At 41.6% G+C, this 17,815-nt stretch carries 20 protein-coding genes, 1 tRNA gene and 2 pseudogenes; 19 read left to right on the plus strand and 4 right to left on the minus strand.

Going from position 1 to position 17,815, the window contains the following annotated elements:
- The first annotated feature begins 40 nt into the window (after positions 1-40).
- The 7 genes and pseudogenes from yqgP (at position 41) to UJ203_RS03060 (ending at position 7,573) form a co-directional block, all read left to right on the plus strand.
- Positions 41-1,561 (plus strand): rhomboid protease YqgP, encoded by a 1,521-nt coding sequence (gene yqgP, locus UJ203_RS03030; RefSeq protein WP_322008575.1) that lies wholly within the window; start codon positions 41-43, stop codon positions 1,559-1,561.
- A gap of 130 nt (positions 1,562-1,691) precedes the next feature.
- Positions 1,692-1,908, plus strand: a pseudogene (locus tag UJ203_RS03035) (YqgQ family protein).
- Positions 1,909-1,918: 10 nt separating this feature from the next.
- Positions 1,919-2,884: a glucose kinase GlcK gene (glcK, locus tag UJ203_RS03040; RefSeq protein WP_322008576.1), complete on the plus strand. Its 966-nt coding sequence runs from the start codon at positions 1,919-1,921 to the stop codon at positions 2,882-2,884.
- A 116-nt stretch (positions 2,885-3,000) separates the two neighbouring features.
- Positions 3,001-4,917, plus strand: coding sequence for an LTA synthase family protein (locus UJ203_RS03045; RefSeq protein ID WP_322008577.1), 1,917 nt, complete (start codon positions 3,001-3,003; stop codon positions 4,915-4,917).
- A gap of 81 nt (positions 4,918-4,998) precedes the next feature.
- Positions 4,999-6,129: a M14 family metallocarboxypeptidase gene (locus tag UJ203_RS03050; RefSeq protein ID WP_322009451.1), complete on the plus strand. Its 1,131-nt coding sequence runs from the start codon at positions 4,999-5,001 to the stop codon at positions 6,127-6,129.
- Between the two features lie 67 nt (positions 6,130-6,196).
- Entirely contained in the window at positions 6,197-7,255 is a 1,059-nt protein-coding gene (locus tag UJ203_RS03055; RefSeq protein ID WP_322008578.1) for a hypothetical protein, read from the plus strand.
- Between the two features lie 3 nt (positions 7,256-7,258).
- A complete protein-coding gene (locus UJ203_RS03060; protein WP_010334936.1) occupies positions 7,259-7,573 on the plus strand; it encodes an MTH1187 family thiamine-binding protein in 315 nt (104 codons plus the stop codon).
- 32 nt (positions 7,574-7,605) lie between these two features.
- Here UJ203_RS03060 and UJ203_RS03065 read toward each other — a convergent pair whose 3' ends face one another.
- Entirely contained in the window at positions 7,606-7,779 is a 174-nt protein-coding gene (locus UJ203_RS03065) for a DUF2759 domain-containing protein (protein WP_010334935.1), read from the minus strand.
- A 156-nt stretch (positions 7,780-7,935) separates the two neighbouring features.
- Between UJ203_RS03065 and UJ203_RS03070 the strand changes: the two genes are divergently transcribed.
- The gene (locus tag UJ203_RS03070) at positions 7,936-8,571 is read left to right on the plus strand and encodes an MBL fold metallo-hydrolase (RefSeq protein WP_024122052.1); all 636 of its coding nucleotides are present in this window, start codon (positions 7,936-7,938) and stop codon (positions 8,569-8,571) included.
- Positions 8,572-8,610: 39 nt separating this feature from the next.
- Here UJ203_RS03070 and UJ203_RS03075 read toward each other — a convergent pair whose 3' ends face one another.
- Positions 8,611-8,853, minus strand: a complete 243-nt coding sequence (locus UJ203_RS03075) for a DUF2626 domain-containing protein (RefSeq protein ID WP_322008579.1) — start codon at positions 8,851-8,853, stop codon at positions 8,611-8,613.
- A 233-nt stretch (positions 8,854-9,086) separates the two neighbouring features.
- Here UJ203_RS03075 and mgsR point away from each other — a divergent pair, with 233 nt between their 5' ends.
- Entirely contained in the window at positions 9,087-9,467 is a 381-nt protein-coding gene (mgsR, locus tag UJ203_RS03080; protein ID WP_026014741.1) for a transcriptional regulator MgsR, read from the plus strand.
- A 65-nt stretch (positions 9,468-9,532) separates the two neighbouring features.
- Here the strand turns inward: mgsR and UJ203_RS03085 are convergent.
- A tRNA-Gln gene (locus UJ203_RS03085) sits at positions 9,533-9,603 on the minus strand.
- A 96-nt stretch (positions 9,604-9,699) separates the two neighbouring features.
- Between UJ203_RS03085 and UJ203_RS03090 the strand changes: the two genes are divergently transcribed.
- Positions 9,700-10,539 (plus strand): STAS domain-containing protein, encoded by an 840-nt coding sequence (locus tag UJ203_RS03090; RefSeq protein WP_044154573.1) that lies wholly within the window; start codon positions 9,700-9,702, stop codon positions 10,537-10,539.
- Positions 10,540-10,618: 79 nt separating this feature from the next.
- Here the strand turns inward: UJ203_RS03090 and UJ203_RS03095 are convergent.
- Positions 10,619-11,948, minus strand: a pseudogene (locus UJ203_RS03095) (hemolysin family protein).
- Between the two features lie 143 nt (positions 11,949-12,091).
- Here UJ203_RS03095 and UJ203_RS03100 point away from each other — a divergent pair.
- The 9 genes from UJ203_RS03100 to comGG all read left to right on the plus strand — a co-directional run bounded on the left by UJ203_RS03100 (position 12,092) and on the right by comGG (position 17,781).
- Complete coding sequence (locus UJ203_RS03100; protein WP_105991987.1) at positions 12,092-13,045, plus strand: magnesium transporter CorA family protein; 954 nt, start codon at positions 12,092-12,094, stop codon at positions 13,043-13,045.
- 62 nt (positions 13,046-13,107) lie between these two features.
- Positions 13,108-13,518 carry a CBS domain-containing protein gene (locus UJ203_RS03105; protein ID WP_322008580.1) on the plus strand — a complete coding sequence of 137 codons (411 nt, stop codon included), beginning with the start codon at positions 13,108-13,110 and terminating at the stop codon, positions 13,516-13,518.
- Between the two features lie 322 nt (positions 13,519-13,840).
- The gene (comGA, locus tag UJ203_RS03110; protein ID WP_305934795.1) at positions 13,841-14,911 is read left to right on the plus strand and encodes a competence protein ComGA; all 1,071 of its coding nucleotides are present in this window, start codon (positions 13,841-13,843) and stop codon (positions 14,909-14,911) included.
- On the plus strand, positions 14,898-15,935 hold the full coding sequence (gene comGB, locus UJ203_RS03115; RefSeq protein ID WP_322008581.1) for a competence type IV pilus assembly protein ComGB: 1,038 nt from the start codon (positions 14,898-14,900) through the stop codon (positions 15,933-15,935). Before comGA ends, comGB begins: the two co-directional genes overlap by 14 nt.
- Before the next feature lie 13 nt (positions 15,936-15,948).
- A complete protein-coding gene (comGC, locus tag UJ203_RS03120; RefSeq protein ID WP_010334925.1) occupies positions 15,949-16,245 on the plus strand; it encodes a competence type IV pilus major pilin ComGC in 297 nt (98 codons plus the stop codon).
- Positions 16,235-16,666 (plus strand): competence type IV pilus minor pilin ComGD, encoded by a 432-nt coding sequence (gene comGD / locus UJ203_RS03125; RefSeq protein ID WP_322008582.1) that lies wholly within the window; start codon positions 16,235-16,237, stop codon positions 16,664-16,666. Before comGC ends, comGD begins: the two co-directional genes overlap by 11 nt.
- Entirely contained in the window at positions 16,650-16,997 is a 348-nt protein-coding gene (gene comGE / locus UJ203_RS03130) for a competence type IV pilus minor pilin ComGE (protein WP_322008583.1), read from the plus strand. The genes comGD and comGE overlap by 17 nt, the downstream gene beginning before the upstream one ends.
- A gap of 25 nt (positions 16,998-17,022) precedes the next feature.
- The gene (gene comGF / locus UJ203_RS03135; RefSeq protein WP_322008584.1) at positions 17,023-17,406 is read left to right on the plus strand and encodes a competence type IV pilus minor pilin ComGF; all 384 of its coding nucleotides are present in this window, start codon (positions 17,023-17,025) and stop codon (positions 17,404-17,406) included.
- Positions 17,407-17,781, plus strand: coding sequence for a competence type IV pilus minor pilin ComGG (gene comGG, locus UJ203_RS03140; RefSeq protein ID WP_101864528.1), 375 nt, complete (start codon positions 17,407-17,409; stop codon positions 17,779-17,781).
- Positions 17,782-17,815: the final 34 nt, after the last annotated feature.

The raw sequence follows: 17,815 nt of genomic DNA on the forward strand, positions 1-17,815 counted from the left end.
CCAGCTGTTATAATGAAAAAAAACCATTGGAGCGGTAAACATGTATTTGTTGGAGTATACATATTGGAAGGTCGCGGCGCATTTAGTAAGAAGAGGATATGGCGTCATACAATCCGGTGAATCTGATGAAATATGGCTGGAAGCACCGGATAAATCCTCTCATGATCTGATTCGCCTCTTTAAACAGAATATTGATTTTCGCCAAGAAATTGCAAGGGACATAGAAGTGCAGGCGGAGCGAGTAGAGCATGTCAGGAAGTCTATCGGCAAGCGGCATTTGATGCTGCTGAATGTGCTGATTTCAGCGGAAGCCCCTGTCGATGACTGGGAGGAAATCGCTGAAAAGCCTTTTGAAAAGGGACAGGTATCCGTTGAAACGGCACTTGTGACTGGCACTTCGCTTCATGAAGATCTGCAGGCAGTTTTTCCCTCACTTGATGCTGTTGAATGGACGGAAGACCGAGACTCATTGGAACACGTCCAAATGGCGAAAGAACACTTTTTTTCACTAGTGCAGAAACAAGAAGAACAGCGAAAAAAAGAAGCGGCGTTTTTCCAGAATGGAAAACCGATCTTTACATATTTGTTCATCGCGCTGCAGCTCGTGATGTTTTTCCTGCTCGAAATAAACGGAGGCAGCACCAATACGGAGACGCTTGTTGCTTTCGGCGCTAAGGAAAACGGCCTGATTGCAGCCGGAGAATGGTGGCGCCTGCTGACGCCGATTGTGCTTCATATCGGCCTTGCGCATTTAGCCTTTAACACGCTGGCTTTATGGTCGGTTGGAACCGCTGTTGAGCGCATGTATGGATCAGGCAGATTTTTGCAGATTTATTTGGCGGCGGGTATCACGGGATCGATCGCCAGCTTCGTGTTCAGTCCGTATCCTTCAGCCGGTGCTTCAGGCGCCATATTCGGATGCTTAGGCGCATTGCTGTATGTAGCTGTGTCAAACCGAAAAATGTTTCTAAAAACGATAGGCACAAATATTATTGTTATTATCCTGATAAACCTGGGTTTTGGCTTTGCGGTCTCAAATATTGATAATTCCGGGCATATTGGCGGCTTGGCCGGCGGTTTTCTTGCTGCGGCAGCACTTGGTTTGCCAAAAGCAAAAGACTGGGGCAAAAAAATGGTGTCAGCGATTCTGTTGGCTGCCTTGGCCGGCGGGTTTCTCTATTACGGATTGCATTCACCGTCCCATCAGGAGACAGCGCTGATCCGGCAGGCAAATGAGCTTTACCAGGAAGGAAAATATAAAGAAGTAACCGAATTGCTGAACGGTGAAGCAGAGCAGAAAGACGCTTCAGCTGATCTTCTGAAAGTCCTGGCCGTTTCTGATATTCAAATCGGCGAATATGATCAGGCGATTTCTCTTTTGGAAAGAGCAGTGCAAAAAGAGCCTAAAGACCATGCGTCCTATTACAATTTGGCATTGCTGTATGCGGAAAAAAATAAACTTGGTCAAGCTGACGAGGCAATCAGGACCGCTGTAAAGCTGAAGCCGAAGGAGAAGCGTTACATAGAACTGCAGCAGCAAATTGAAAATTATAAAGAATAAATGACTGGATGAGAAAACGTTGAATTTGCCAAGGAATGAATCCCGGGTATTTTTGTCAGCGTTTTCTTCTTGACTGGCCGGTTCTTTATGACTACGCTATTTATAGTTAAGATCAAGAATGGTGAGGAATATGAATACATTTTATGATGTACAGCAGCTGTTAAAAACATTTGGACACATTGTTTACTTTGGTGACAGAGAGCTTGAAATTGAGTTTATGCTTGATGAATTAAAGGAACTATATATAAATCATATGATTGAGAAGGAGCAGTGGGCTAAAGCGGCAGCTGTCCTTCATAAAGAGCTGGAACAGACAAAAAAACGGAAGAGATTTACGTAAAGGTTAAGGTGATAAAAATGGACGAGATATGGTTTGCGGGAATCGATCTTGGAGGAACGACGATAAAACTCGCATTTATTAATCAATATGGAGAGATTCAGCATAAATGGGAAGTGCCGACCGATAAGTCCGGTGACACCATTACCGTGACAATAGCAAAAGCGATTGACAGCAAGCTGGATGAGCTTCATAAACAGAAGCACATCGTCAAATATATAGGAATGGGCGCACCGGGGCCAGTAGATATGGCAACTGGGGTCGTTTATGAAACGGTAAATCTGGGCTGGAAAAACTATGCTTTAAAAAATCATCTGGAAACGGAAACAGGCATCCCTGCGGTTATAGAAAATGATGCGAATATTGCCGCGCTCGGAGAAATGTGGAAGGGTGCGGGTGATGGCGCAAAAGACGTCATTCTCGTTACGCTAGGCACAGGAGTTGGCGGCGGTATTATTGTGAATGGGGAGATTGTGCACGGAATAAATGGCGCTGGCGGAGAAATCGGCCATATTTGCAGCATCCCTGAAGGCGGGGCGCCGTGCAACTGCGGTAAAACAGGCTGTATTGAAACCATCGCGTCAGCAACTGGCATTGTTAGAATTGCAAAAGAGAAAATTGCAAAAGCTAAAAAGCCGACTCAATTAAAAGCATCTGATCATTTAACGGCACGAGATGTATTTGAAGCAGCAAATGAAAATGATGAATTAGCTCTTGAAGTTGTCGATTATGTAGCTAAGCATCTCGGCCTGGTGCTTGGCAATCTGGCCAGCTCGCTTAATCCGTCAAAAATTGTTCTCGGCGGCGGCGTTTCAAGAGCCGGAGAATTGCTGAGATCCAAAGTCGAGAAAACATTCCGTGTATGTGCCTTTCCGCGCGCTGCGGAAGCGGCTGATATATCTATTGCGGCGCTTGGAAATGATGCGGGCGTTATCGGAGGGGCTTGGATTGCTAAGAATGAATGGCTGAAACACCAAAATTGTTAAATTTGTGAAAATGAAATTGATTTTTTGTTATGTTCAGGTTAAGATTTAATTTGATGTGTTAATGAGAATGTTGTGAATAGACTGATTTTTTGAGCGTGCTTGCATAGGAGGTTGAAATGCGAAAAACGTTTTTTTCGATGATTTCATTTATGCTGATTGCCATTTTAATGATGTGGCTGAAAACGTATGTTGTTTACAAAACCAGTTTTCATATTAAAATTGACAATCTTACGCAGGAATTTATTCTGTTTATCAACCCATTGAGCTTTTTGCTGCTTATTTTTGGCTTCAGCCTGTTTTTAAAGGGAAGAAACAGAAATCGTTACATTATTGCCATGAGTTGTATTGTCACATTTGTTTTGCTGGCGAATATGGTTTTTTATCGTTTTTACAATGATTTCCTAACGATTCCGGTTCTTTTTCAAACAAGCAATATGGGTGATCTGGGAAGCAGCATCGGAACGCTTCTTGAGCCGACAGACCTCCTATTGGCTGTAGATATCGTGATTTTAATATGGCTTCATATGCGTCAAAAAGCCTTTCAATCAGACATCCCCTCCACGAAAAATGAACGGGCGGCATATTTTTTGTTTGTGGCTTCCGTTTATTTCTTCAACTTAGGTCTGTCTGAGGCAGAACGGCCGCAGCTATTGACACGCTCATTTGACAGAGAAATGCTCGTTAAAAATATCAGCCTGTTTAATTTTCATATTTATGACGGAGTACTTCAGTCAAAGCAATCCGCACAAAGAGCGCTGGCTGACAGCAACAGTCTTACAGAAATTGAAAACTATGTCACAGCCAATGCGAAAGATGCCAATAAGAACTTATTTGGCGCCGCAAAAGGCAGAAACGTCATACTCGTATCTCTAGAGTCGACACAAAGCTTTGTGATCAATGAAAAGGTCAACGGAAAAGAAATCACCCCGTTTTTGAATGATTTTATAAAAGAAAGCTATAACTTTAGTAATGTTTACCACCAAACCGGGCAGGGGAAAACCTCTGATTCTGAATTTATCGTTGACAATTCACTTTATCCGCTTGGACGGGGCGCTGTGTTCTTTACAAATGCGGGCAATCAATACATGGCCGCCCCTGAGATTCTCAAAAATAACGGATATTATTCAGCGGTGCTCCATGCCAATAATAAAAGCTTTTGGAATCGCGACTTAATGTACGATTCATTTGGGTATGATTCATTTTTTGATATTGAATCGTATGATGTCAATGACGATAATTCAGTCGGCTGGGGGCTGAAGGATAAAGAATTTTTTGAACAGTCTTCAGAGCTGATGAAAAACCTGCCTCAGCCGTTTTACTCCAGGCTGATCACACTCACGAACCACTTTCCGTTTGACCTTGATGAAGAGGACAAATTGATTGAGGAATATGATTCAAGCAGCCAAACGTTAAACAAGTATTTCCCAACTGTTCGCTATCAGGATGAGGCGCTGAAACGATTTATCGAAAAGCTGAAGGAAGACGGGTTATATGATAACTCCATTATTGTTTTATACGGTGACCATTACGGGATATCGGAAAACCATAATGAAGCGATGGGGCAGTTTTTAGGGAAAGAAATTACACCATTTGAAGAAGTGCAGCTCCAAAAAGTGCCGTTTGTCGTTCATATTCCTGGAATTACAGACAAGAAGCCGAAAACGATTGATAAGGTAGGAGGACAAATCGATATCCGGCCGACGCTGATGAATCTGTTAGGTATTGATACAAAGAACTTCATTCAATTCGGCAACGATCTGCTTTCTGACGATAAACTGGACTTTACAGTGCTGCGGGACGGAAGCTTTATCACAGACCAGATCGTGTATACTGACGGTCTATGTTATGACAAAGCGACCGGAAAGCCTTTGAAAGAGGCAAAGCAATGTGAAACATTTGCAGATAAAGCGAAGCAGGAGCTTTCACTTTCTGATGAAATCATTTACGGAGATTTATTACGATTTTATGATCAGGAAAGACTGAACAATTCGTCAAAAAGAAAAGAAAAACAAATTCTTGATCAGGCCTCATGATCACAAAGTCTCCCGTATCAAAAAATGCGGGAGGCTTTCTTTTTTAAAAAACGCCGTCATATAGTAACAAAAAGGGGGATGATGATGGCGTTTATTACGATAAAACCTGAGATCAAATACAATTTGGCTTTATTGGCAAGAGAACTGAAGATAGATGAGACATTGCTTAGAAGTGCCAATCAAACAGCACAGAAACATCAATTGTACTGTCCGGGTTATAAGATTGAAGAAAGCACCGATAAGGAGCTTCAATCCATTCAGGAAGTAAAGCGCTTTTTACACCCGCTGCAGCTGCAGCCTGCTGATGACTGGCTGCAGCAAGAAAAAATCTATGACTTTCTTGCTGTCGAGGAGGAAATAAAAAAAATAATCAATGTGTTTCCGTTTGTTTCATGCCGGGAAATCGGACGTTCCGTTTTGGGCAGGCCGATCTGGGAGCTGGTGGTTGGGGGAGAGCATACCTCCAAAAAAGTTCACATGAATGCATCGTTTCATGCAAATGAGTGGATTACCACGTCTGTATTGCTGAAGTGGCTGAAGGAATATTGCCTTTCTTTATGTCATAATACGAATTTCTTTGGTTTTACTCCTTTGGAGCTGTTCAGCCGAACCTCTCTGTCTCTTGTTCCTCTTGTGAATCCGGATGGCGTTGATCTTGTCTTACACGGATCAGCGGGCATGGGAGACAGGAGAGATGAACTTGAAAGACTAAACTGCCATCGTCCGAATTTTAATGAATGGAAAGCAAATATTAACGGAGTTGATTTAAATAAACAATTTCCGTCTTTATGGGAAATTGAAAAATACCGCAAACCAAAAACGCCCAGCTACCGAGATTTTCCCGGAACTTCTCCGCTCACGGAGCCGGAATCCATTGCGATGCAGCAACTGATAACAGCGGATCCGCCTGACAGGCTGGTGGCCCTTCACACTCAAGGAGAAGAAATCTATTGGGGATATAAAGGCCTTGAGCCCGAAGAATCGGCTGCGGTAATAAAGGATTTTGAGACGATAAGCGGAAACATTTATAAAGGAGTCAAGGATATTGACAGCTATGCGGGATTCCGCGACTGGTTTATTCATCACTATTTTAAGGAAGGTTATACGGTGGAACTTGGAAAAGGCCGAAATCCCTTGCCGTTTGAGCAGTTTTCACATATTTACAAGGCGACAAGCGGGATCTTATGGAGGTCGTTATTTTTTCCTGAATAACTGAAACTTTTTCTTTTTCGTGCCGTATCAAATATGGGACAATAAATATGATCGGAGGGGGAGGCTGATGAGATCAGTTTGTTTGATTCTGCTGTCAGCATTGCTAGTTTGTTTATCGGCATGCGAACCATCTCATCAGCAGCAAAAACAGGCAGCGACGACAAAAAGTGAGGAAAAAGAGATTGTACCGCTGCCAGCAGGAAAAGCGGATGGAGCGGAAGGCTGGCTCAATAACAACACCATTCTGTATACAGCCTCAGATCCGACAAAAACAGAGCTTCTTGCATATCAAATCTTTAATGGCAAAACGAAAAAGCTCTATCAGACGGATGGTCAAATCGTTGATGTTCAAATCAATCCCAAGAAACAGATGATTCTGCTGCAGATCACGCATAGCCAACAGACAGCAGTAGTTTTGCTGAATCAAAAAGGGGAGACGCTGTACCAGAAAGAATACGAAACGTATGAGCTGGAGGCAGCATGGAATCAGTATGATCCGTATCAAATGATGGTCACGGTATTCACTGAAAACTGGGACTTCAATACATATCATGTGGATGCCAAAAAAGACAAGTCTGCGTTAAGTCGAATACAGGTACCGTTTGTCCATTGGACCTCAAAAGACACATTTGACTATCTAAAAGAGGGAAGAAACGATAAAGAAGGCCCTTTGTATACGTATGATATTGCTTCTGAAAAGGAGAAAAAGCTGGAGGAGGATGTCCTTTACTTTGATTCTTTTCATAATATGAACTTTACCGTCAAAGCAGATTCCGGAGAGAACGGCTTGTATAAATTTATATCACCGCAATTGAATGGTGAAGCAGTTACAGCAGAATGGCCGCTCCAAACCAAATATACAAGTCTGGCTCCGATGGAGTATGATTTTGATGAGGCTGGCGGTCTGTTTTACACGTTTAAAGAAAGCGGGGACGCATATAAGCTGTCAGCGATCGATATGAAATCGGGAAAGGCGCAGGATATTCTTACTTTGCCTGAAATGGAGCCGATTCAAATATCCCCGAATGGAAAATATGCGTTGTACGGTTTTCATTTTGAGCGCATAATTTCATTAATATCACATGAAATGAAGCCAATCATCATTGATAAAAAGGAGATGGAATAATTAATGGCTATCGCAGATGTAACCATTATCCCAATCGGAACAGAAACACCTAGTGTGAGCGCCTACGTGGCGGATGTGCAGAAAATTTTAGAGGGCTACAAGGCAGAAGGGAAAATCAAATATCAGCTGACACCAATGAACACACTGATTGAAGGCGAACTCAGCGACCTTTTTACTGTGATTCAGGCGATTCACGAAGCGCCGTTCCAAAAAGGGCTTCACAGAGTGGCGACCAACATTCGCATCGATGACAGACGGGACAAAAAAACGACGCTTGAAAGTAAAATAGAAAGCGTGAATAAACATTTACAGCAATAAAAAATAAACCTGTATCCCATTGGATACAGGTTTTAATGTGCAGTAGGATAACCGCTGTTTATCACCGTCATCACTGTAAACCAGCCAAACACACACAAGGTGGCTCCGGCTAATAAAAATCCAAGTATATTTTTGTTTTTCACAGAACGCAAGACTCCCCATAAAGCGAAAAGAGCGACAAGGCCGAAAATCACGACAAGTAACATTACGCAGCCCCCTTTACATTGAAAAACCTGCAATTCTTTCCATTTTTATTCTACCCGTTTTCTGTGTGTTTGTCGATAGCGTTTTCATAGCGATTGTTTGAATCTTTTTTCAAAAACCCTCATAATAGGAGCATAAAAAGGAAAGAGGTGAGAAAAGTGAAATGGAGAAGAATGCCTGTAGGACCGATTCAAGCGAATGCATATTTTTTAATCAGTGATGATCAATGCCTGATTTTTGATCCGGGCGGCGAAGGAGATAAAATCAATCAATACATAAAAGAAAAAGGATTAACGCCTTTAGCCATTTTACTGACACACGCCCATTTTGACCATATTGGGGCGCTGGATGACGTGAGAGACAGATGGGATATTCCTGTCTATCTGCATCAAAATGAAAAGAATTGGCTTACAGATGCCTCATTAAACGGCTCAGGAATGCTGAGAGGGATAGAAGTGACAGCTAAGCCGGCAGATCATTTGATTGAAGGGGACGGTGAGCTGAATATTGGGCCTTTCCATCTGGAGACGCTATTTACACCGGGACATTCCCCAGGAAGCGTTTCATATTACGTGAAGGATGCCGACCTGGTGATTTCCGGTGATGTCCTGTTTCAAGGCGGGATAGGCCGTACAGATTTACATGGAGGCGACCAAGAAACGCTGCTGACGTCTATCCATGAAAAATTGCTTACGCTGCCGGAGCACACATTGGTGTTAAGCGGACATGGCCCAGAAACTGACGTGCAGACTGAGCAGGATCAAAATCCGTTTTTAAATGGTTTTTCATTATAGAAAAAGAGACAAACCGATGAGGTTTGTCTCTTTTTGCCTTTAATGTCCGCCGCCTGGTACCATAATAAAAATGGAATAGTATGTGAAGCCGGCGAAGAAGATGGTTAAATAAGCGCCAAAGATATAAATGTACATCCGTTCTGTTAAATTCAAATACGATAGAAACACAAATAAGATCGTCTGTCCAAAAAATAAAAGGGAAGCATCTTTCATATCACCTAAATAAAACATGACTGCAAATATTCCTGTCCAAAATCCTAACACCCGGAACATGCGATTCATTTTTTATCCCCTCCCGAGAGTCCCTCTGACTGTTATTATAATAGATCACGGACAAAAATGTAAACATTTTCATTATTAATATGAAAAATGGTATTTAACCCTTTGATTGCGCTTTCTATTATATGTACGGTTTTTTAGAAATAACCCGAAAAAAAGTTCAATAAATGGTTTAAAGAAAAATTGATACGGGTAGTTATTCTACAAAGAGATGGTTAACTGGAGGAGGAAAAAACATAATGGAACAATTAACTTTTTACTCATACCCAAGCTGCACGTCATGCCGAAAAACAAAACATTGGCTCAAAGCGCACCAGATTGAATTTAACGAACGGCACTTATTCAGAGAAACTCCAACGATGGATGAATTAAAGTATATTTTATCTTTAACGACAGAAGGAATTGACGAAATTTTAGCAACAAGAAGCCAAACCTTCAAAAATTTAAATTTAAACATTGAAGATATGACTGTAAACGAAGTGCTGGAACTTTTAATTGAGAAACCGAAGCTTTTGCGCCGTCCGATTCTCGTGGACAACAGGAAGCTTGTTATCGGATACAATCCGGGAGAACTGTTAAAGTTATCGAAGAAGAAAACGGTTCATCAATCTGCATGATGAAAAACCGAAGATCCGCTGATTTGCTTGAATCAGCTTATCTTCGGTTTTTCACGGTTCAGAAACTGGGCTAGCTGGATTCGAACCAACGATCACGGAGTCAAAGTCCATTGCCTTACCGCTTGGCTATAGCCCATTGAATATAAAAATAGTATGTGTAACGTGAGACAAGTTATACATATCAATCATACACTTTTTGAAAGATAAACATCACAGGAGGTAACCGATTGAAATGAAAGCTCTAGATCAGTATTTAACAGAGCACAAAGAAGACATTACACTCCAATGGCTGGAAACATGCACGTTAAAAGGAAGTTTGCTGTATTCTGCAAAAGATCAGCAAAAATTAGAACGGAAATTAAAAGAGCAGCATGAATCATTGGTAGCCATTGTAGCAAAATCCATTAGAAAAGAAGAGGTGAAGGATCAGCTTAACCAATGGTCACTTCAATGTGCCAGAGACCGTGCTGTTCATGAAGTGACCGTGACGGAAAGTGTCAGTCAGTTTAACGCTTTCAGGCACATCATGTGGCAATGGATTCAAGACTTCAGCGAAGCCGCTTCTTCCCAAGAAATCGGCATCCAGGAGATATTTGAGTGGAGCAAGATTTTGAATCAAACGATTGATGAGATTATCGAGGTATTTACAGAAGAATATCATCAGGTCACGGTGATCCAATTAAATGCGCAAAAAGAAATGATCAATGAATTGAGCGCACCGATTATGCCGATTTCTAAAGAGATTGGGATTCTTCCCCTTGTTGGTGAAATTGACACGTACAGAGCGAGAACCATTTTGGAATCCGTTTTGGCCCAATGCTCGGCGTTAAAGCTTTCATATTTATTTTTAGATATATCCGGTGTTCCCATCGTCGATACGATGGTTGCCTATCAAATCTTTAAAGTGATTGACAGCACCAAACTGCTGGGCATTGAGACGATTATTTCAGGAATCAGGCCTGAAATCGCCCAGACTGTTGTGAAGCTCGGATTAGATTTTTCGAATGTGAAAACAGAGCAAAGTCTTGCTAAAGCTTTAGCCAACAAAGGATTTAAGATAGAAGAATCTTAAGATGTCCCTTAAGGGATGTATTTTTTTGAAGCACGTTCAACAATGAAGAGAAGCAACAGCTGAACAGCCTGTGCTAGGGCTATTCAGCTTTTTTTACTTCGATAAACAAAATATGGTGACTGTCGATGTCTTTTACCTTGAATGAGTAGCCGTCATATTCAATGACACTTTCAGGCTCGGCGTCTATGTTTTGTGTGAGAAACCAGCCTCCGAGCGTATCGACTTCAGCATCTGATAAATCAGTTCCTAGCAGGTTATTCACGTCACTGATTAATAACTTCGCATTTAATAAATAATGATCTTTTCCCAGCTCACGAACATGAGGCACTTCATCTGCATCGAATTCATCACGTATTTCTCCTACAATTTCTTCAATAATATCCTCGACGGTGATCAATCCTGAAGTTCCGCCATACTCATCAATAAGAATCGCCATATGAGTGCGTTCCTTTTGCATTTTGATGAGTAATTTGTAAATCGGAATGGTCTCAATGACATGAATGACGGGCTGTATGAAGGGTTCAATTTTGTGCTTCTGAAAAGAAAAATCTTTCGTCAGCAATGAAAACAGCACTTCTTTCATATTGATCACGCCGATGACGTTATCTTTATCTTCTTTTACAACCGGGTAACGGGTATATTTGGTCTGCTTAACCGTTTCCCGCATGCTTGGAATCGAGTCATCCTCAATAGACAAACTGACCATTTCGTTTCGCGGGACCATGATCTCCTTTGCCATTCGTTTATCAAATGTAAAGATATTATTCATATATTTTAATTCGCTTTTTCTGATTTCTCCGCTTTTATAGCTTTCGGTCAACAGTACTCTAAGCTCTTCCTCCGTATAAGCCAGTTCATGCTCTGATGCCGGCTTCAGCCCAAAAAGTCCTGTGATCATTCTGGCAGACTGGTTAAGGAGCCAAATGAACGGAAACATGATTTTATAAAACCAGATTAATGGTTTCGCGAGCATCAGCGTAATGCTTTCTGCTTTTTGAATCGCGAAGCTCTTCGGTGCCAGTTCCCCGATGACGACATTTAAATACGTTACCACTAAAAAGGCGATAATAAGGGAAAGAAGATGGGTAAGCGACTCGTTTAAACCTGCCTTATGAAAGAGCGGACGAAGCAGAGTCTGTACAGTCGGTTCACCCAGCCAGCCGAGTCCTAAAGCTGCGACCGTGATGCCCAGCTGGCAGGCTGATAAATATTCGTCAAGATGTGTGACCACATGTTTTGCCGCTTTAGCGCCTTTTTTGCCCTTTGCGACAAGCTGATCAATTCTGGATCGCCTGACTTTTACGATCGAAAATTCTACGGCGACAAAAAATCCCGTTAACAAAATTAAAAACGCGACTGCTAATAAATTGATAAATTCCAAAATAAACTGCCTTCTCCAAGGAAGGCATGCACCTCCCTTTCCGATGTCTTTCTACATTCCATACCACCGGCAAAAGCTCACAAAACATGTGATGAAGTGCCTAAATGGTTTAGGAATGCTTCTCCTTGGGCAATTAAAGAACAAAAGAATAAAAGTCTGGAGGATCGTAACATGAAGGTACATACAGGTGGGGATTGGTTTTGGTACCAAATGGGGCCTCAGGAAAGAGATAAGGCAAGAGATCTGATCCATTTTTCTCATTGGCCGCAATGTGAAAAGTGGTTTGAAAATAATCATCATATTAACTTTTTGCGCGTGGATACAACAGAAGCTGAGAATGAAGCGGTATTTGGCTCGATCGTATATGATCAGGGGCTTGGCGAGGAAAAAGACCATACCGTTTTTCATTTCTATATTACTAGGCAATATTTTTTCACAATTAACTTTGATTTTTCGATTTTGGAGGGGATTAAGGGAAAACAAGTTGTCCAGCAAATGGAGAGAGCGGATAGTACCATGGAGGGATTTTTGATCCTTCTCGGCGAGTTAATGAATGCGTATCTAATCGGTGTAGATGAATTTGAAGTAAAGCTGAGAAAGCTCAGATGGCAAATCAAAGACGACAATAGCAAAAGCATTTTAAACCGTGTTCATCTCCTGCACCATGAGCTGATGGTCTGGAAAAACTTAATCCTAAGCACTAAAAAAATTGAAATGGCATTGAAAGAAACCTTTTTGCTCCAAAATGATAGTAAAAAGGTTTATCAGCGGATACAACTCAAAATTGACAGGGGGTTTACATACATCAGCGAATTTGAAGGGGAGCTTAATAGTCTGTTGCATTCAGAGGAAGTCATTACCTCTCACAGGGGAAATGAAATATTCAAAGCGCTGACCATTTTCACGACGCTGTTTACGCCGGTTACAGCACTCGGTGCCCTCTGGGGGATGAACTTTTCCGTGATGCCTGAGCTGAATTGGAAATACGGTTATGTCTTTTCTCTCTTATTGATTATCACTTCTACAGTCCTAATCTACCTATATTTGAAGAAGAAAGGCTGGACGGGAGATATGCTGCAGGAACGGAAGGATAAAAAGAAATCTCGAAAACGGCGGATACTGTAGAATGTTTCATTTTTTGTGAAGCGGATAAAGAATAAATAGAACACGGTAAAGGAGGAATTGAAATGAAAGTAAGAGATATCATGACTGCGAATGTAGAATGCTGCGAGCCAACTGCATCAGTCACTGAACTAGCCAAAAAGATGAAAGACTCCAATGTCGGTTCTATTCCAATTTGTGAAAGCGGCAGACTTCAAGGCATCGTTTCGGATCGGGACATTGTCACCAGAAGCTTAGCTGAAGATCAAATGGAGGCGAAAGCAAGTGATATCATGAGCACAGAAATCGTTTCCGGTCATCCTGATATGTCTGCTGATGAAGCGAGTCAGCTCATGGCAGAGCATCAAATCCGCCGTTTACCGATTCTTGAAAATGAACGTTTAACGGGTATTGTTGCGTTAGGCGACCTTTCCGTTAAGAAAAACACAGACCAGAAAGCCGGAAAAGCATTAAGTGAAATTTCTAAATCAGCATAACAAACAGTTTGGAAGAGGTAACTGCCTCTTCCTTTTTTATTTTGTATACAATAAACTGATTCGCCATTTTTAGAAAGCGTCAAACTCCGATTTATAAATCCTTCTTTGGATGCCAGATCCGGACTGCGTACATCTGTCCATCAATCTCTTTTCAAATCCTTATTAAAATTGAAAATGATGTGATACATATATCTGAATTTCTATTTTTGATAGGAGTGAAATGTTTTTTTAGGTTGTAAATACATCAGAAAATCACATTTTTTTTGTTTGATTACCATGTCTTCTTTTTCTACAATACGCTTTGAAAGGAGAGGGAATCAAAGTGGATTCGATAGAAAAAATAAGCAAAAATTTAATTGAAGAGGCATATAGGACGAAGGCCTCTGACATTCACATTGTGCCGAGGGAACGGGACGCAATCATTCATTTTCGGGTTGACCATGCATTGCTGAAAAAGCGAAACATGAAAAAAGAAGAGTGTGTAAGGCTCATTTCTCATTTTAAGTTTCTCTCAGCTATGGATATAGGGGAAAGAAGAAAGCCGCAAAATGGATCTCTTACTCTAAAATTAAAAGAGGGTGACGTTCACTTAAGGATGTCAACGCTCCCGACAATTAACGAAGAAAGCCTCGTCATCAGAGTGATGCCTCAGTATAATATCCCTTCGATTGACAAACTGTCTTTATTCCCAAAGACAGGAGCCACCTTGCTATCATTTTTAAAACACTCCCACGGCATGCTGATTTTTACCGGGCCAACAGGCTCTGGGAAAACAACAACATTATATTCTCTGATCCAATATGCAAAAAAACATTTTAATCGAAACATTGTCACACTTGAAGATCCAGTAGAAACGAGGGATGAAGATGTTCTTCAAGTGCAGGTGAATGAAAAAGCCGGTGTCACATATTCCACAGGACTGAAGGCTATTTTGCGCCATGACCCCGATATGATCATTTTAGGTGAGATTAGAGACGCTGAAACAGCCCAGATCGCGGTGCGGGCAGCGATGACTGGTCATTTAGTGCTGACGAGCCTTCATACGAGAGATGCGAAGGGCGCGATTTACAGGCTGCTTGAATTTGGCATTAATATGAATGAAATCGAGCAAACGGTTATTGCGATAGCGGCTCAGCGTTTAGTTGATTTGGCTTGCCCGTTTTGTGAAGACGGATGTTCATCAGTGTATTGCCGCCTGTCACGAAATGTCAGGAGAGCAAGCGTATACGAGCTGCTTTACGGAAAAAACCTTCAGCAGTGTATCCAGGAAGCGAAAGGGGACAATGCAAATTACCAATATCAAACGCTGCGTCAAATTATAAGAAAAGGGATTGCGCTCGGCTATTTAACGACAAACAACTATGACCGGTGGGTTTATCATGAAACAGATTAGAAAAGTTTGGCCGCTAAAGGATCAAGCCTATTTACTGAAAAGGCTGGGTGAAATGACAGCGGGCGGATACAGTCTTTTAGACGGATTGCGCCTGATGCAGCTGCAAATGAATAAAAGGCAGCTGGCGGACTTGGCTAACGCAATAAGACGGTTGAGAGAAGGGAAATCGTTTTACCATGTATTAAAGAGCTTGTCATTTCATAAGGAAGCCGTCGGTATTTGTTATTTTGCTGAAACACATGGGGAATTGCCGGCTTCCATGATTCAGAGCGGAGAGCTGCTGGAACGAAAAGCAGCGCAGGCAGAACAGATAAAAAGGGTGTTGCGATATCCTCTTTTCCTCATCTTTACCGTTGTTGTCATGCTTTATATGCTGCAAAACATCATCATCCCTCAGTTTTCCGGTATTTATCAATCGATGAATGTAGAAACGTCACGCACAACAGACTTCATTTTTGCGTTTTTTCAGCACCTTGATGCTGTGTTCATATTAATGGCCATTTTGGCTGCAGGAATAGGTGTTTATTATTGGTTTGTGTTCAAGAAAAAATCCCCTGACCATCAAATGCTCATTTGCGTAAGCATTCCTTTGTTTGGAAAGCTGGTCAGGCTGTTTAACAGCTACTTTTTTTCTTTACAGCTGAGCAGTCTGCTTGCATCAGGTCTTTCTATTTATGACAGTTTGAAAGCATTTAGGAAGCAAACGTTTCTCCCTTTTTACCGCCATGAAGCTGAACAAATGATTGAACGGTTAAAAGCCGGTGAAACCATTGAAGCTGCTTTATGCAAACGGCCTTTTTACGAAAATGATTTTTCAAAAGTGATATCTCATGGCCAGCTAAGCGGCCGCTTGGATCGGGAACTCTTCACATACAGCCAGTTTATATTGCAGCGGCTTGAGGACAAGTCACAAAAATGGACAGGTATTCTTCAGCCCATTATTTACGGATTTGTCGCAGGGATGATTTTAATTGTTTATCTATCGATGCTACTGCCTATGTATCAGATGATGAATCAAATGTGAAAGGAAGAGGCTGATGAATGAGAAAGGGTTTACACTTGTGGAAATGCTGATCGTGCTCTTTATTATTTCTATTTTGCTATTGATCACCATACCGAATGTAACAAAACATAATCAAACCATTCAGAAAAAGGGCTGTGAAGGCCTGCAAAACATGATAAAGGCGCAGGTAACAGCATATGAACTCGATCATGACGGGAAGACACCAAGCCTCGGCGATTTACAGGCAGAAGGTTATGTGAAAAAAGATGCGGTTTGTCCAAATGGAAAGCAAATTATCATTACCGGCGGGGAGGTTAAGGTTGAACATTAAATTAAAAAGGGAAGCTGGATTCACCCTTTTAGAAAGCCTGCTTGTTTTAAGCCTCGCCTCTATTATGCTGATTGCGGTGTTTACCACGCTTCCTCCTGTTTATGAAAATACAGCATTACGGCAGACAGTATACCAGCTGAAAAATGATATTTTACTTGCGCAGCAGACCGCAATTTCCAATCATCAAAGAACAAAGATTCTTTTTCAAGAGAAAAAATATCAATTAATCATAGGTGACACTGTTATAGACCGTACTTATCATAACGGGCTTTCGGCAGAGTTACTGACATTAAAAGACCGCTTGGAATTTAACGAGAAAGGGCACCCGAATATAGGCGGGAAAATCCGTATAAAAGGACGTGCCGCCTATGACATAACAGTTTATTTAGGGAGCGGAAGAGTGAATGTGGAGAGAAAATAAAGGCTTTTCTACAATTGAAACAATGGCTGCCCTCAGCATATGGCTCTTTATGCTTCTGACGATCGTGCCGTTGTGGAACAAGCTGATAGCTGATGAACATATAGCGGAGTCGAGAGAAATTGGTTATCAGCTTGTTAATGAAAGCATAGGCAAATATATGCTTACAGGAAAAGGAAATTCGTCACAAACTGTTTCGATGAACAATAGCAAATACTCGATGACATGGGAGGAGGAGGGAGAGTATCAAAACGTATGCATCTCACAAGACTCCTATAAAGACAAGCCATTTTGCCTCAGCATTTTGCGGACAGACTGGCTATACGCTTCTTAATGTATTATTTTCGCTCTCTGCTTATTTGCTCATATCAGGATCGTTAGCGATGTTCTTTCATCTATTTTTGTCACGTCAACAGGAGAATGAGGGCTTCATGCAGCGGGAATGGGTCATTTCGGTAGAGCAGATCATGAATGAGTGCAAGCAGTCGCAGACAGTGCAGACAGATGAGCATGGCAGCGTCTTAATCTGCAGAAATCTGTCAGGGCAAGAGGTCCGTTTCGAAATCTACCATTCAATGATCAGGAAAAGAGTAGACGAAAAAGGGCATGTTCCGATTCTTGACCATATTAAAACAATGAAAGCCGAGGTTAAAAACGGGATGCTTTGGCTGAAAGTCAAGAATGAGAATGATAAAGAGTATCAAACCGCTTTTCCGGTATATACGTCGTTAGGAGGTGGGTGAATGTACTACTCAAAAGGGTTTATCTATCCGGCTGTTCTTTTTACATTTGCCCTTGTGATGCTGATTGTGAATTTCACCGCCCCTCAATTTGTTTCACGCCATATGTTTGAGAAGGAAACAAAAGAGTATTACACAGGAGAAAATCTGCTGCAAAATGGCGCGCTTCTATCCATCAGGCATATACTTGAGCACAGACCAGGCCGAAAGGGTTCACAGCAGTTTCAATATGGACATGTTTCTTATGATATTCGCAAAACAACCATAAAAGAACAGCAAGAAATCACCCTTAAAGCCATCACAGAGTCGGGAACAGAAAAAAGCGCTCAGCTGCTGTTCGATCAAAATCAGAAAAAACTGCTGAGCTGGACAGAATAAACCAGCGGTATGTGTATAAAAAAAGTCGTGTGAG

This window comes from Bacillus sp. V26 (assembly GCF_034296245.1).
In the GTDB taxonomy this organism is placed as follows: Bacteria; Bacillota; Bacilli; order Bacillales; family Bacillaceae; genus Bacillus; species Bacillus halotolerans.

Coding starts and splice junctions, on each gene's coding strand:
- comGB (WP_322008581.1), top strand. CDS start 14,898: ATGAAACAGATTAGAAAAGTTTGGCCGCTAAAGGATCAAGCCTATTTA.
- UJ203_RS03075 (WP_322008579.1), bottom strand. CDS start 8,853: ATGAATCGCATGTTCCGGGTGTTAGGATTTTGGACAGGAATATTTGCA.
- comGC (WP_010334925.1), top strand. CDS start 15,949: ATGAATGAGAAAGGGTTTACACTTGTGGAAATGCTGATCGTGCTCTTT.
- comGE (WP_322008583.1), top strand. CDS start 16,650: ATGTGGAGAGAAAATAAAGGCTTTTCTACAATTGAAACAATGGCTGCC.
- UJ203_RS03065 (WP_010334935.1), bottom strand. CDS start 7,779: ATGTTACTTGTCGTGATTTTCGGCCTTGTCGCTCTTTTCGCTTTATGG.
- UJ203_RS03045 (WP_322008577.1), top strand. CDS start 3,001: ATGCGAAAAACGTTTTTTTCGATGATTTCATTTATGCTGATTGCCATT.
- UJ203_RS03055 (WP_322008578.1), top strand. CDS start 6,197: ATGAGATCAGTTTGTTTGATTCTGCTGTCAGCATTGCTAGTTTGTTTA.
- glcK (WP_322008576.1), top strand. CDS start 1,919: ATGGACGAGATATGGTTTGCGGGAATCGATCTTGGAGGAACGACGATA.
- UJ203_RS03100 (WP_105991987.1), top strand. CDS start 12,092: ATGAAGGTACATACAGGTGGGGATTGGTTTTGGTACCAAATGGGGCCT.
- comGG (WP_101864528.1), top strand. CDS start 17,407: ATGTACTACTCAAAAGGGTTTATCTATCCGGCTGTTCTTTTTACATTT.
- UJ203_RS03050 (WP_322009451.1), top strand. CDS start 4,999: ATGATGGCGTTTATTACGATAAAACCTGAGATCAAATACAATTTGGCT.
- UJ203_RS03105 (WP_322008580.1), top strand. CDS start 13,108: ATGAAAGTAAGAGATATCATGACTGCGAATGTAGAATGCTGCGAGCCA.
- yqgP (WP_322008575.1), top strand. CDS start 41: ATGTATTTGTTGGAGTATACATATTGGAAGGTCGCGGCGCATTTAGTA.
- UJ203_RS03090 (WP_044154573.1), top strand. CDS start 9,700: ATGAAAGCTCTAGATCAGTATTTAACAGAGCACAAAGAAGACATTACA.
- UJ203_RS03060 (WP_010334936.1), top strand. CDS start 7,259: ATGGCTATCGCAGATGTAACCATTATCCCAATCGGAACAGAAACACCT.